The sequence below is a fragment of the Paenibacillus lacisoli genome, from assembly GCF_030580655.1.
Classification (GTDB): Bacteria; Bacillota; Bacilli; order Paenibacillales; family Paenibacillaceae; genus Paenibacillus; species Paenibacillus lacisoli.
Genome location: NZ_JAUQTB010000002.1, coordinates 593,311 through 607,870, shown reverse-complemented (window position 1 = coordinate 607,870; position 14,560 = coordinate 593,311). Strand labels below are relative to the sequence as shown.

At 51.1% G+C, this 14,560-nt stretch carries 14 protein-coding genes; 13 read left to right on the top strand and 1 reads right to left on the bottom strand.

The window, feature by feature from the left end; genetic code table 11:
* Positions 1-7: 7 nt before the first annotated feature.
* The 13 genes from mdh (at position 8) to Q5741_RS06650 (ending at position 14,159) form a co-directional block, all read left to right on the top strand.
* Positions 8-949, top strand: a complete 942-nt coding sequence (mdh, locus tag Q5741_RS06710) for a malate dehydrogenase (RefSeq protein WP_305023278.1) — start codon at positions 8-10, stop codon at positions 947-949.
* 127 nt (positions 950-1,076) lie between these two features.
* Positions 1,077-1,505, top strand: coding sequence for a hypothetical protein (locus tag Q5741_RS06705; RefSeq protein WP_305023277.1), 429 nt, complete (start codon positions 1,077-1,079; stop codon positions 1,503-1,505).
* Between the two features lie 302 nt (positions 1,506-1,807).
* Positions 1,808-2,677 (top strand): SDR family oxidoreductase, encoded by an 870-nt coding sequence (locus Q5741_RS06700; protein WP_305023276.1) that lies wholly within the window; start codon positions 1,808-1,810, stop codon positions 2,675-2,677.
* Between the two features lie 206 nt (positions 2,678-2,883).
* A complete protein-coding gene (pnpS, locus tag Q5741_RS06695) occupies positions 2,884-4,686 on the top strand; it encodes a two-component system histidine kinase PnpS (protein WP_305023275.1) in 1,803 nt (600 codons plus the stop codon).
* Between the two features lie 112 nt (positions 4,687-4,798).
* Positions 4,799-5,530: a response regulator transcription factor gene (locus Q5741_RS06690; protein ID WP_305023274.1), complete on the top strand. Its 732-nt coding sequence runs from the start codon at positions 4,799-4,801 to the stop codon at positions 5,528-5,530.
* Positions 5,531-5,661: 131 nt separating this feature from the next.
* Positions 5,662-6,906 carry a methyl-accepting chemotaxis protein gene (locus tag Q5741_RS06685; protein WP_305023273.1) on the top strand — a complete coding sequence of 415 codons (1,245 nt, stop codon included), beginning with the start codon at positions 5,662-5,664 and terminating at the stop codon, positions 6,904-6,906.
* A 136-nt stretch (positions 6,907-7,042) separates the two neighbouring features.
* The gene (gene pstB, locus Q5741_RS06680; protein WP_305023272.1) at positions 7,043-7,801 is read left to right on the top strand and encodes a phosphate ABC transporter ATP-binding protein PstB; all 759 of its coding nucleotides are present in this window, start codon (positions 7,043-7,045) and stop codon (positions 7,799-7,801) included.
* A 25-nt stretch (positions 7,802-7,826) separates the two neighbouring features.
* Positions 7,827-8,486 carry a phosphate signaling complex protein PhoU gene (gene phoU / locus Q5741_RS06675; RefSeq protein ID WP_305023271.1) on the top strand — a complete coding sequence of 220 codons (660 nt, stop codon included), beginning with the start codon at positions 7,827-7,829 and terminating at the stop codon, positions 8,484-8,486.
* A gap of 155 nt (positions 8,487-8,641) precedes the next feature.
* Positions 8,642-11,299, top strand: a complete 2,658-nt coding sequence (gene polA / locus Q5741_RS06670) for a DNA polymerase I (protein WP_305023270.1) — start codon at positions 8,642-8,644, stop codon at positions 11,297-11,299.
* 35 nt (positions 11,300-11,334) lie between these two features.
* Complete coding sequence (mutM, locus tag Q5741_RS06665; protein WP_305023269.1) at positions 11,335-12,168, top strand: DNA-formamidopyrimidine glycosylase; 834 nt, start codon at positions 11,335-11,337, stop codon at positions 12,166-12,168.
* 104 nt (positions 12,169-12,272) lie between these two features.
* The gene (locus tag Q5741_RS06660) at positions 12,273-12,992 is read left to right on the top strand and encodes an MntP/YtaF family protein (protein ID WP_305023268.1); all 720 of its coding nucleotides are present in this window, start codon (positions 12,273-12,275) and stop codon (positions 12,990-12,992) included.
* A 10-nt stretch (positions 12,993-13,002) separates the two neighbouring features.
* Positions 13,003-13,599: a dephospho-CoA kinase gene (coaE, locus tag Q5741_RS06655; RefSeq protein ID WP_305023267.1), complete on the top strand. Its 597-nt coding sequence runs from the start codon at positions 13,003-13,005 to the stop codon at positions 13,597-13,599.
* Positions 13,596-14,159 carry a lytic transglycosylase domain-containing protein gene (locus Q5741_RS06650; RefSeq protein ID WP_305023266.1) on the top strand — a complete coding sequence of 188 codons (564 nt, stop codon included), beginning with the start codon at positions 13,596-13,598 and terminating at the stop codon, positions 14,157-14,159. Before coaE ends, Q5741_RS06650 begins: the two co-directional genes overlap by 4 nt.
* A gap of 78 nt (positions 14,160-14,237) precedes the next feature.
* Here Q5741_RS06650 and Q5741_RS06645 read toward each other — a convergent pair whose 3' ends face one another.
* Positions 14,238-14,462 (bottom strand): alpha/beta-type small acid-soluble spore protein, encoded by a 225-nt coding sequence (locus Q5741_RS06645; protein ID WP_305023265.1) that lies wholly within the window; start codon positions 14,460-14,462, stop codon positions 14,238-14,240.
* Positions 14,463-14,560 lie beyond the last annotated feature (98 nt).

The following is a 14,560-nucleotide window of genomic DNA, read 5'->3' as shown; positions in this document are numbered from 1 at the left end:
GACTATCGTGACGATCAAACGCAGAAAAATTACCGTCGTGGGTGCCGGTTTTACCGGTGCTACAACGGCCCTGATGCTGGCGCAAAAAGAGCTTGGTGACGTCGTTTTGCTTGATATTCCGCAGCTGGAGAACCCGACCAAGGGGAAGGCGCTCGACATGTTCGAGGCAAGTCCGGTACAAGGCTTTGACAGCAAAATTATCGGTACATCGAACTATGAAGAGGCAGCAGGTTCAGACATCGTGATCATTACCGCAGGCATTGCCCGCAAACCGGGAATGAGCCGGGATGATCTGGTGAATACGAATGCGGGGATCGTAAAGTCCGTATGCGAGAATATCGTCCGGTATTGTCCGGATTCCATCGTAATCATTCTCTCCAACCCGGTGGATGCTATGACGTACGCGGCATTCCAGAGTCTCGGTTTTCCTAAAAATCGTGTCATCGGTCAATCCGGTGTGCTGGATACGGCCCGTTACTGTGCATTCATTGCAGAAGAGCTGAATGTATCGGTGGAGGATGTTCGCGGCTTCGTGCTGGGTGGACATGGTGACGATATGGTACCGCTTGTGCGCTATTCCAGTGTGGGAGGCATTCCGATTGAAACCTTGATCCCGGCCGAGCGTATTGAATCCATTGTTCAACGTACACGGGTCGGCGGCGGCGAAATCGTCAACCTGCTTGGCAATGGCAGCGCTTATTATGCTCCGGCTGCATCTCTGGTTCAGATGACGGAGGCGATCCTGAAGGATAAGAAACGTATCATTCCGGTGATCGCCTATCTGGAAGGCGAGTACGGCTATGACGACCTGTTCCTCGGCGTACCGGCGCTGCTGGGCGGCGATGGAATTGAGAAGATATTCGAACTGGAACTGACGGCAGAGGAAAAAGCGGCTCTCGACAAGTCTGCAGAATCTGTCCGTCATGTGACCAAGGTCGTTAATGTGTAATTATTGATCTATTCATACGAGAAATTAAAAAGAATCCCGGGCTTAGGCCCGGGATTCCTTTTAATTCTAGCTGCTGCTGACTATAATAGACTTGTACATAACCTGGAATAAGGAGGCGCTGACAACCATGGACGTGGCAAGACTTGTGTTATTTCTTCATATCATTGGTGCGGTAGCAATGGGATTCTATTTGGTAGTACCTTTCGTGGTAGGCAAAATCGGAAGTTTGTCTAACGGTGCAAAGGAAGGAACTTTGTCTGCGATCGGCACTTTGAATCGCTATGCTCAAATCGGGCTGGTGATCCAGCTGCTGACGGGCGGCTATCTGATCAGTGAAGGAAATTATTCGGTAGCCTGGATGATCGTCGTGTTTATTCTGTTTCTGGCGATTGCGGCTATTGGCGGCATGATGGGTAAGCCTCTGCGCACAGCTATCACTGCAATTCGCAGCGGCAGTGCAGCAGCTGAGGTAGGCCGCCTTCGCGGTATGAGCAGTCTGCTCGCAATCTGCCTGCTTTTAATTCTGTTTTTCATGGTGTACCGGCACATTATTTAAGTTTCATATTTCGATGCAGAGAAGCGGCGGTTCCTTCTGGGACTGCGGCTTTTTTGCTGTACTTGACGAGCGGAGAGATTCAATGCCCTGCTTTTCGGGATTATCGTTTGGATGGTCCTGAATTGTGGTAATGAACTTATCGAGAAGGCGCACAGCCTTAACAGCTGATTGGTAAGTATTTTGTCTCGGCAGACATCAAGTTTGGAAACTGATGCAAAATGCGGGGTTAATTGCGCCTTGCTGAAGCCATCCTAACCAAGGAATGGACGATGACCCATGATCCCTGAAAGGAGAAATGAATCATGTCTTCAAATGGAGAAAGCAAGCAGACATTACCACCACAACAGCAGGACAAGCAGCCGGGTATTGAGTCCCAGATGAATCCGCTGCCAGAGTTTGAATCACCGGTCTACAAAGCAGCAGGCAAGCTGCTGGGCAAGGTTGCTCTCATTACAGGAGGCGACAGCGGGATTGGCCGCGCCGTGGCCGTCACTTTCGCCAAAGAGGGTGCAGACGTTGCCATTGTATACCTGAATGAACATGAGGATGCAAAGGAGACCCAGCGTCAGGTTGAGCAGGAAGGCCGCAAATGTATCCTGATCCCCGGTGATATCGGTCAGGAATCCTTTGCTAAAGATGCGGTCCGCCAGACGGCCGAGAACCTCGGGAAGCTGGATATTGTTGTAAATAACGCAGCTGAGCAGCATCCGCAGGAAAGCATTGAAGATATTACCGAGGAGCAGCTGGAGCGTACATTCCGGACGAATATTTTCGGTATGTTCTTCCTGACCAAGGCAGCACTGCCGCTCCTTCAGAAGGGCAGCACGATTATTAATACGACATCTATCACTGCTTATAGAGGCAGCCCGCAACTGCTGGATTACTCATCGACCAAGGGGGCCATCACTGCGTTCACGCGTTCGCTGTCCATGAACCTGGCTGAGAAAGGGATCCGCGTGAACGCGGTTGCGCCGGGTCCGATCTGGACACCGCTGATTCCATCTACATTTGATGAGAAGAAGGTCAGTGAGTTTGGGGCAACTCAGCCGATGAAACGTCCGGGTCAGCCGGAAGAGCTTGCGCCTGCCTATGTTTACCTGGCAAGCGAAGACTCCTCCTACGTATCGGGTCAGGTTATCCATATTAACGGCGGCGAAGTCGTAAACGGTTAAGTTAGGTGAACCGTCTTGTCACAGTACAAGTTAAAGCCGTACATCTCCCCAGCAATGGGGGATGTACGGCTTTTTGACATGCCCTGAAAGATCTCGGATAACGACAGGAGTAGGGATATGTCTTGAATCCTGCTGCAGGGTGTCGTATGCTTCGGTTATAGACTTAATGTACCAATGAACCCAGTAAATTACGAAGGAAGAGATTGATGAAGCCTTTTCGTGTCCGTTTAACCGCCACCATGCTGCTGCTGATCGGCCTGTCTGTGCTGGCAGCAGCGATGATCATGGGGTATTTGTACAAGGAATCTCACATTGATGCCCTGGAGGAAAATATGGCCCGGGAAATCAAGCTGCTGGAGAATACGTTTCATTTCCAGCCCGCTTCGGAGCCTGATTCACGCACTGTCGACGCCTATTATTCATCCAAAGCTCGCGAGATCGCTGCCCAGATTGACTCACGGGTAACGTTTATCCTGAAGAATGGTGACGTAATCGGTGATTCGGAAAGTGATCAGAGCCATATGGATAATCATGCTGACCGGGAAGAAATACGTTCAGCGGCTGCTGAAGGAATCGGAAGGTCAATACGCCACAGTGCGACTTTGGGTACCAATATGCTGTATGTTGCTCTCCCTGTGCATGTTGAAGGATTTGACGGTTATGTCCGATTGTCCATGAGTCTGGATGCTGTTCAGGCAGGAGTAGAGCGCGGCTGGCTTGCCATGTTCGTCGGACTGCTGCTGCTCTTCGTCATCGCATCCCTGATCAGCTACCGTATTGCACGCGGAATGACGCTGCCGCTTGAGCATATTACGAAGGTAGCTAACCGGATCTCGAAGCTGGATTATGATGCCCGGGTTGAGTTTCAGCGTTCTGATGAAGTGGGACAGCTGGGACACGCCATTAACGGTATGGCAGACAGTCTGCAGGGACAGATGAAGACCATTCGGGAGAATGAGGATCTCCTGGAAAGCGTCATGGCCAATATGACGGGCGGGATTCTGATGATTGATGCGCAGGAGTGTATCGGGTTGGTCAACCGTGAAACGGAGCGTATGCTGAGCATCAGCAGTCAGCGTGTTACAGGCAAGCCCTACCATGAGCTTAAACGGCATTACGAGTTGACTAAAAGAGTGGAAGAGAGTATCCGCAGCCGTGAGCACATCCATGAAGAGGTCAAAGTCTATCAGCCGGAGGAACGTCTGCTGCGTCTGGATGGCGTACCGATGTTCGAGAGTGACGGCAGGTACCGGGGAATGCTTTTCCTGCTGCAGGATGTTACGGCTATTCGCCGGCTGGAATCCATGCGCAGTGAATTTGTGGCCAATGTGTCCCATGAACTGAAGACACCGATTGCAGCAGTCAAGGGATTTGCGGAAACCTTGCTTGGAGGCGGTGTGGATGATAAGGAAACAGAGCGTTCATTTCTCAAAATCATTTATGATGAAAGCGACCGACTGAACCGCCTAATCGGCGATATTCTGGAGCTCTCCAAGATTGAATCCAAACGCGCTCCATTAGATTGTTCGCCAGTGCATCTCTCGTCGTTCTTCGAGATGCTGTGCGAAACGCTGGAGAAGGTGGCTGAGAAGAAGCAGATCAGCCTGGAAATGATGGTGCCGGACGAGCTGTTCATCGAAGGCGATGAAGACAAGCTGAGGCAGATCTTCATCAACCTCCTGTCTAATGGGATTAGCTACACCCAGGAGGGAGGGCGGGTCCGTGTGCAGGCGTATACACTGCAGCGGGAGAATGAAGAAGAGAAGATCGTCTTTGCAGTAAGTGATACGGGCATCGGTATTCCTAAGAAAGATCTTCCGCGCATATTTGAGCGCTTTTACCGGGTGGACAAGGGCCGTTCACGCAACTCAGGCGGTACCGGATTGGGACTGTCCATCGTCAAGCATCTGGTGGAACTCCATCATGGAACACTTTCGGTAGAGAGTGAACTGGGAATCGGTACAACCTTTACGATTGAGCTGCCGGTCATTCAAGAGCAAGAATATTAATAGTAAAATGCTGATAAATTATAAGTATTTACACACCGTTAACATTGGGATGATATAGTAATCTATGGCTGTAGCGTTTACAATGCCATGTGGAACAGGAGAGGGGATTCAAATGGTACAACGACTGCTCGTAATCGAAGATGAACCGACATTGGCGAGACTTCTTACGTACAATCTCACGCAGGAAGGGTATGAAGTAACGGCAGAGGACCATGGAGGAGCCGGTTACGACCGTGCTATTTCACAGAGTTTTGACCTGATTCTGCTGGATTTGATGCTGCCAGGCATGAACGGACTGGAGATTCTCGGTAAGCTGAGAAGTCAGGGGATTACGACACCAACGATCATTTTGACAGCGAAGAATGGAGAAGAAGAAGTTGTACAGGGACTCAAATCCGGTGCAGACGACTATATAACGAAACCGTTCGGCGTATCCGAACTGCTGGCCCGGGTGGATGCAGTCCTGCGCCGCACATCAGGCGGGGAGGAGACTGTTCCCGTTCCTGCAGAAGACGGAAACAAGATCATTCTGGGTGAGCTTGAGATTTATCCGGAGAAATACGAAGTGATACTGGGTGGCCATCAAATTAATCTGCGCCCCAAAGAATTTGAAGTGCTGCTCTACCTGGCACGCAAACCAGGGGTCGTCCTGACCCGAGATGATCTGATGAATGCAGTTTGGGGATTTGATTATATCGGAGGGCAGCGTACTGTAGATGTGCATGTCAGCTCTCTGCGCAAAAAGCTGGAGCTCGATCCGGACTCGGTGCATATTGATTCTATCCGCGGGGTAGGGTACAAGCTGGTCGTCAACAAGAAAAAAGGCTCCCATCATTTAGTATAAATGATAGGGAGTTTTTTGATGAGATTTTACATATTTCTGCAGATTCATTATGCCTGTCTGTAGTAGGATGAATAGGTCGAAATGCTTATTCCATCACATGTAAACTTATCGTGTAAAGGGGAATGGAAACTGTGAGCAGCAGCAAACCGGAGCTAAAGAAGCAAACTTCAGTGGAACAATCAACAGAAGCAGAAACATCGACGGTGCCTGAAACCGGACCTGAAGAGATTCAGATCGTATCTTATTGCACAAAGATACCCTGCCTTGAACAGGAGCTGACCTGCAGGGAACTGCTGAATTTGTTCCGCAGTGAAGGGGATATTCCTTGTGTTGTGATTCATCAGGCGAGTGAGAACAGATATGGGCTGATCATGAAAGATACATACTACCGGCATTTCGCCGGACGATTTGCAGCTGACTTGTTCTATGAAAAGAAGGCGGCCCTGTTCGCCGATATGACGCCGCTCATTGTGGATGCTGCAGATGATCCCTCCCGAATGATTGATGCTGCTCTGCAGAGGGAGGACAAGCGGTTCTATGATGCTGTGATTGTCCTGGATCAAGGTCAGCTGTATGGAGTCGTTACAATCCGGGAACTCATGCAGATGTCACTGCATATCCAGCAGTATGCTGAACAAGAGCGCCATCTTGCGATCCGGCACAGCTATGAGCATCTGAAATCCATCCGCCAATCGGCTGCCGAAGTGACCCGGGATACAGATTCAGCGGCCGGAACCGCGCAGCGCATGGGTGAGCTGGCGGTGACAGGCAGGGACAAGCTGAAGCAGCTGCTGGATGCTTTCGAGCAGGCTATGAAGCTGCTTCATGATCAGCATCAACATGTGGAGCTGCTCGAGGAGTATGTACGTTCCGTCTCAGAGACGACGGTCCGGATCAAGGAGCTGGCTGATCAGAGCGCACTTCTGGCAATTAATGCCTCAATCGAGGCTGCACATGCCGGCGAACATGGAAGGGGATTTCAGATTGTTGCCGGAGAAGTCCGCAGTTTGGCCGGACAGACGAAGGAATTTTCGGTGAGCATATCCGGTCTCCTGGAACAGATTGGAGAACATATCGGGCATACCGTGGAGCTCAGCTCTGCCAGCGTGAATACGATCGGGCAAAGCTCACAAGAGCTGGAAGAAGGAACCGGGACTTTTGCGGAGCTGCTCAGCGCTGTGCTGGATGTGGAAGAGCGGGGCAGGCAGACGGCCTCGACGGCGGCCGAAGCTGAATCAGCTGCGCATCAGGCTGCTGCCGAACTGGCCTCCATGCTGAAAGAGATTCACGATCCTATTATTGAAGAGAATGAGATCGGGCGTCAGGTAAAGGTGTATTCCATCGAAGAACAAGTACTGCAAGAGCTGGTTTCCTGAGAAACCGGCTTTTCTTTTTACATTGCGTTTACACATGGCGTGCATGGAATTTACATAAAAAAGTTACAATCTAGCATAGCGTCACTTGCTGTGCCGCTGACTTGGAAGTCTTGCATACAAAGGGGTAGAAGACTACATGAACGATAGTATCATTCACATTGAACACCTGAACTTATATTACGAGTCTTTTCACGCGTTAAAAGATATATCGATGGATCTGCCGGAGAAGACAGTCACGGCTTTCATCGGCCCTTCCGGATGCGGCAAGTCCACACTGCTCAGAACGTTGAACCGGATGAACGACATGATTTCGGGTACCCGAATCGAAGGGAAAGTAGAAATCGGCGGTTCAGATATATACGGAGAGCACCTCGATGTAGAAACCCTGCGCAAGCAGGTGGGTATGGTGTTTCAGCAGCCGAACCCTTTTCCGAAGTCCATTTATGATAATGTAGCTTACGGTCCGCGTCTGCATGGTGTACGCCGGAAGGACGAGCTGGATCATTTGGTGGAGCAAAGCCTGCGCCAGTCCGCATTATGGGATGAAGTGAAGGACTATTTGAAGAAATCAGCGCTCAGCCTCTCTGGAGGCCAGCAGCAGCGGCTCTGTATTGCCAGAGCCTTGGCGGTTCAGCCGGACATTCTGCTGATGGACGAAGCAACGTCAGCCTTGGATCCAATCTCAACACAGAAAATCGAGGAGCTGGTTCAGGATCTTCGCGACAGGTATACGATTGTCATGGTCACGCATAACATGCATCAGGCGGCCAGAGTATCCGGCCGGACGGTATTTTTCCTGAATGGAATTGTGGTGGAAGCCGCGGATACAGAAGAGCTGTTCTCCACACCTCAGGATTCCCGTACGGAAGATTATATTTCAGGCCGGTTTGGCTGAACAAGCATAAGGAGGAAGGCAGACCATGATACGCAGAAAAGAATTTGACCAGGAACTGAATGAGCTGAGGGCGCTGCTGCGCGAAATGGGAGAGCATGTAGGAACCTCAATGGATCAGGCCATTACGTCTCTGCAGAACAAGGATGCGGAGTTATCCCAGGAGGTCGTGAAAAAGGATGCCGAACTGAATGCCATGGAAGAGAAGATTATGGACATGGGTTCGCGCCTGATCATCACTCAGCAGCCGGTTGCCAAGGATTTAAGAAGAATTATTGTAGCATTTAAAATTTCCAGTGATCTGGAACGGATGGGCGATCTCGCTGTCGACATTGCCAAAGTCACACTGCGTATGGAAGGTCAGACGCTGATTAAACCGCTGGTGGACATTCCGCAGATGGCGGATATTGTCAAGACGATGATTGAGGAGTCTATTACGTCCTATCTGGACGAGAACACAGATCTGGCGTTCAAGATGGCTCAGGATGACGACAAGGTTGACTCCCTGTACAGCCGTATGATCAGTGATCTGTACTCTTTTATGGTGGAGAATCCGGCCAAAGCATCACAGGCCATGCTGCTGACTCTTGTCGGCCGTTATATTGAGCGAATTGGGGACCATGCGACGAATATCGGCGAGAGCACCGTATACCTGGTGACAGGCAAACGGCCGGATTTGAATCAATAAATCAATTGAATGGGACTACGAACAATGGCAGACTCCTGAAGAGGGGTCTGCTATTTGTTTTAGGACATTATAATAAGAAGTTTTTTTTATCATGGACAGGTCTATGTTAAGATAAGAGGAGATATCATTTTGATGTGAAACGGGTGAGATGCTGAATGGACAAACTCATGTTAATCGACGGTAACAGTATTATATATAGAGCTTTTTTTGCAATGCCGCCCCTGACGAATTCAAGCGGGCTTCATACCAATGCGGTATACGGATTTACAACGATGCTGCTCAGACTGCTGGAGGAACACAAGCCGACCCATGTGATGGTCGCATTTGACGCGGGCAAGATCACCTTCCGGCACGAAGGTTATCAGGAGTATAAGGGGGGACGCCAAAAGACACCGCCTGAGCTGTCCGAACAGTTTCCGCTGCTGAAGGAGCTTCTCACCGGTCTCGGAATCGCACAGTTTGAGCTCGAGGGTTACGAAGCGGATGATATCATCGGCACCTTGACGCGTATGGCGGATGAAGAGTCGAGGAAGGTGCTGGTCATCACCGGGGATAAGGACATGCTGCAGCTGGCTTCCGAACAGGTTCAAGTGGGGCTCACGCGTAAAGGAGTTACCGAGATTGAGCTGTATGATCCGGCACATATTCAGGAAAAATATGGACTGACTCCGCTTCAGATTATTGATTTGAAGGGCCTAATGGGCGATGCATCCGATAATATCCCGGGTATCCCGGGTGTAGGCGAGAAGACGGCGCTGAAGCTGCTGCATCAATTTGGTTCTGTGGAAGACGTTCTGGACAATACCGGTGAACTTAAAGGCAAAATGAAGGAAAAGATTGAAACCCATGCCGAAGATGCGCGGATGAGCAAAAAACTGGCAACCATCTACCGGGAGGTACCGCTGGACAAGACTTGGGAGAGTATCGCCTGGTCAGGCTTAAAAGAAGAGACGGCTGGACCGGCACTGGCAAAGCTGGAATTTAAGTCACTGCTGGAGCGGCTGTCCTTCTCGGCGGGCGGGGGCAGCGGAGCAGTTCCGGCTGCAGCGGAAGCCGAAATTAACGTAGTGATCATTAAGGCGGAGATGTTGGCAGAGCTCGAGGAGCTCATGCCGAAGGTGGAGGCACTTCATGTAGAGACCTATGGAGAGAACCCACATCGGGCTTCTGTTATCGGTATGGCACTAACGGTCGGAGATACTCAATATTATGTTCCATTCGAGCTGCTGCAGGAGAAGGCTGCTTCTCCGCTGAAAGATTGGCTGGGCAATCATGAAGCGGTCAAGCGCGGTTATGATCTGCATCGTGTTGATCTGGCTCTGCATTGGCACGGTATCGCCTTCCAGGGCGCTGCTTTTGACGTTCAACTGGCTGGCTATCTGCTGGACCCTACCGACAGCAATCAGACGCTGACGGCGCTGGCTGCCAAATACCAGCTGCCCTCTATTCAGCCGGATGAGGAGATCTTTGGCAAAGGCGCAAAATATAAGCTTCCTGCAGAGGATGTGCTTGCGGCCCATCTCGCCCGCAAGGCACAGGTAATTGCGGCACTGATTCCCGCCCAGGAGGAAGAGCTGGAGCGTAACGAGATGCAGAAGCTGTTCCATGAGCTGGAGATGCCGCTCTCGCGAATTCTTGCAGATATGGAGAAGCAGGGCATCAAAGTGAATACGGACGATTTGAAGGCGCTGGGCCAGGAATTTGAACAGCAGATCAGCAAGCTGGTATTGGAGATCTACAGCATCGCCGGTACGGAGTTTAATATCAATTCTACGAAGCAGCTGGGTGAGATTCTGTTCGATAAGCTGGGCCTGCCGGTGATCAAAAAGACGAAGACCGGGTACTCCACTGATGCAGAGGTACTGGAGAAGCTGGCTCCTTATCATGAGATCGTCCAGCATATCCTGCAGTACCGTCAGCTCGCGAAGCTGCAGTCGACGTATGTAGAGGGCCTGCTGAAGGAAATTTCCGCGCAGACCGGCAAGGTGCATACGTATTTCCGCCAGACCATTGCCGCTACAGGACGTCTGAGCAGCCAGTTCCCGAACCTGCAGAATATTCCGATCCGGCTGGAAGAAGGGCGCAAGATTCGTAAGGTGTTTGTCCCTTCCGAAGAGGGCTGGTCCATTCTGGCGGCCGACTACTCGCAGATTGAACTGCGCGTGCTCGCTCATATTTCGGACGATGCCCGTTTGAAAGAAGCTTTCGTCCATGACATGGACATTCATACGAAAACGGCCTCCGACGTGTTCGGTGTGCCCGCAGAGGCGGTGGATTCGGATATGCGCCGTTCTGCAAAGGCGGTTAACTTCGGCATCGTCTACGGAATCAGTGATTACGGCTTGTCCCAGAATCTGAACATTACCCGCAAGGAAGCTGCGAAGTTTATTGATCAATACTTTGAGGTATTCCAAGGGGTTCGCAAATATATGGATGATATCGTCCAGGAGGCCAAGCGGGACGGATATGTTACCACACTGCTGGAGCGCCGCCGCTACTTGCCTGAGATCAATGCCAGCAACTTTAACCTGCGCTCTTTTGCCGAGCGTACCGCGATGAATACGCCGATTCAGGGCACGGCTGCCGATATTATCAAGCTGGCCATGGTCCAGATGGATGAAGCGCTGCGGACCCATAACCTGCGCAGCCGAATGCTGCTGCAGGTACATGACGAACTTGTATTTGAAGTACCGGAGGATGAGCTGGAAACGATGAAGAAACTGGTGCCTGCGACGATGGAGGCCGCGCTGCAGCTGTCTGTTCCGCTGAAAGCGGAGGTCAGCTACGGCAGCAACTGGTACGAAGCGAAATAAGACTCATTCCGGAACAACGAGAGAGGTGACAGACGATGCCGGAATTGCCGGAAGTAGAGACCGTCAGACGAACATTAAATCAACTGATTGTTGGAAAAACCATTGATTCCGTAACCGTAAGGCTGCCGCGGATTATTCAGCGCCCGGATGATATTCATGCGTTCGCGCTGGCGCTTGCAGGACATACGGTGCAGTCCGTGGAGCGCCGGGGCAAGTTTCTACGGATCCTGCTGGATGGGCTTGTTCTCGTCTCCCATCTGCGGATGGAGGGCCGCTATGGACTGTACAAGCAGGATGAGCCTGTGGAGAAGCATACCCATGTTATTTTTCATTTTACCGATGGAACTGAGTTAAGATATAAGGATGTACGCCAATTTGGCACAATGCATCTCTTCGCACCCGGCGAAGAATTCACACTGCCTCCACTGATGAAGCTCGGTGTGGAGCCGCTGGACGAAGCTTTCACCCCTGAAGTGCTGCGGACGGCCATCGGAACACGCAATACGAGCGTGAAAGCAGCCCTGCTGAACCAGGCATATGTAGTGGGGATCGGGAATATTTATGTGGATGAGTCCTTGTTTCGGGCTGGGATCCATCCGGAACAGGTCGCCAAGACGCTGACCGAAGAACAGTTTGTGCGCCTGCACCGGGCCATTGTGGATACACTCCAGGAATCGGTTGCCGTCGGCGGATCTTCCATCAAATCCTATGTGAACGGCCAGGGAGAAATGGGCATGTTCCAGCATCAGCTGAAGATTTACGGCCGCAAGGGTGAGCCTTGTGTGGTATGCGGCAGCATGATCGAGAAAAGCGTGGTTGGAGGAAGAGGCACACACTATTGCCGGGTCTGCCAGCCCTCGGATCATTGACAACATGGTGAAATAGGCACCTCAGTCTTCCCTGAACATACATTATAGGGAACAACAGATGTACCAAGCCCAGATCTGGGTGAGGTTCGGGGAGGGACTGGGAGATGTCGTTTCATTGGGTATCCTTGCTGGTATTGGCTTTTGCGCTGAGTCTTGACAGTTTTGGCGTAGGAGTTACATATGGGCTTCGTAAGCTGAAAATACCGCTGATGTCGATCATTATCATTTCATTATGCTCAGGCCTTGTGATCGGTATATCCATGCAGGTGGGCAAACTTATGACCCGCTTCATATCACCGGAGTATACGTCCTGGATAGGCGCATTTATTCTGATCGGCATTGGCTGCTGGTCCCTGATTCAGCCGCTGCTGCGGCAGGGTCATCATGAAAGTGAATCTGCAAGAAATGACAGTGCGGCGGAAGTCCAGCTGATGGAATCAGATGGAAAGGGTGCCCGCGAACAGGTGCAGGAGATGGAACCGCGTCAGGTGTATTCGCTGGAAATCCGTAAATGGGGAATTGTGATCCAAATCCTGCGCAGCCCTTCAGCGGCAGATATGGATGATTCCGGCAGCATCTCGGCGATGGAAGCGATGTGGCTGGGCATTGCGTTGTCTCTCGATGCCTTTGGCGCAGGACTTGGAGCGGCTATGCTGGGTTACTCGCCGGTGTTAACCTCGCTCTGCATTACCCTGTTCGGCGGCGTGTTCCTCGTCATGGGGATGAAGACCGGTTTCCGGTTCTCGGCACTGCGGTCCATGCGAATGTTCGGGGTTGTGCCAGCATTACTGTTAATTATCATGGGAATAATGAAGCTGTTATGAGGTGAATACAATGAATATCGGGTTAACCGGAGGGATCGCGACGGGGAAGAGCACCGTATCGTCCCTCCTTGTCCGTATGGGAGCGCTGCTGATTGATGCCGACGTCATCGCCCGCGAAGTTATGCTTCCGGGCCACCCGGTACTTCAGCAGGTGGTACAGCATTTTGGACAAGCTGTCCTGTTGGAAGATGGTACACTGAACCGCAAGAAGCTGGGAGAAATTGTGTTTCAGGATCCCGGCGCCAGAGAGGTTCTTAACGGATTAACGCATCCGGCCATTCGGCAGGAGATGTGGGACCGGATGGCTCGTTATGAGGTTGACCACCCCCAGAAGCTGGTTGTGGTTGATATTCCGCTCTTGTATGAGTCCGGGCTGGAATCCCAGTTTGAAGAAGTGCTGCTGGTCTATGTTCCCCGGGAGCTGCAGCTGCAGCGCCTCATGAACCGGGATCAGATTACAGAAGAACAGGCACAGGCCAGATTGAATGCTCAGATGGATATTGAACAGAAGAAAAGCAGGGCAGACATCATCATTGATAACAGCAGAGATTTAGATTTGACACAGCGGCAGCTGGAGGCGTTCTGGAAGCGGAAGGTACGTTCATGAAGGTGCTCCGCAAAAAAAGAATTCTGCTTCCCGTGTTTGTTGCTATCGTACTGCTGCTGTTCTTGAGTACCAACTGGATGTCATGGTTTTATCCCATTCATTATAAAGAAGAAATTCGTCAATCGGCCGAGAAATACGAGGTGGATCCTTTCCTGGTCGCATCGATTATCCGGGTGGAGACGAATTATAAGGTCAGCAAGGAATCCCGGCGCGGCGCACTCGGCTTGATGCAGCTGATGCCGGATACGGCTGAATGGATCATGGAGAGTGCCAAGCTGCCGAGAGTTCCGCTGGATAACATCAAGCATGAACCGGAAATGAACATTGAGCTGGGGACATGGTATTTGCGGAAGCTGAGCAAGCAGTTCGGAGGAAATCAGACTGCGGTAATCGCGGCCTATAATGCGGGGCCTGGCAACGTGGACGGCTGGATCAAGCGGGGGATATGGGACGGACAGTCCGGAACGGTCAAGAACATTCCGATTGGTGAGACGCGTCACTATGTACAGCGTGTGATTTATTATTATAATCAGTATAGAGATATTTACGACGAGTTTTAAGAATGGATGTGCAGGGCTCAAAATATAAAAATGCCGGACAAGCTTGTGAGCCTGCCCGACATCTTTATGATACGAAGATTAACGGTATTGACCAGCCAGTTGTTGCTCAGCGATCGTTACCAGGCGTTTCGTGATGAAACCCCCGATCGAACCGTTCTCGTAGGAAGTCATGTTACCTTGGTATCCGTCTTGAGGAATGCTGATTCCCAGTTCTTGAGCAACTTCATATTTCATTTGCTCCAGAGCGCCTGATGCACGGCTAACCACCAGGTTGTTGGAATTTCCGCTGCTACCTTGTGCCATTGCTGTTCACCTCCTCGCTTGTTGGTAAAAGTATTATGTCACCTAGACTCCATTTTCATCACAAAAAATAAGGGTATTTTATGGAAAAAGGAAGTGAT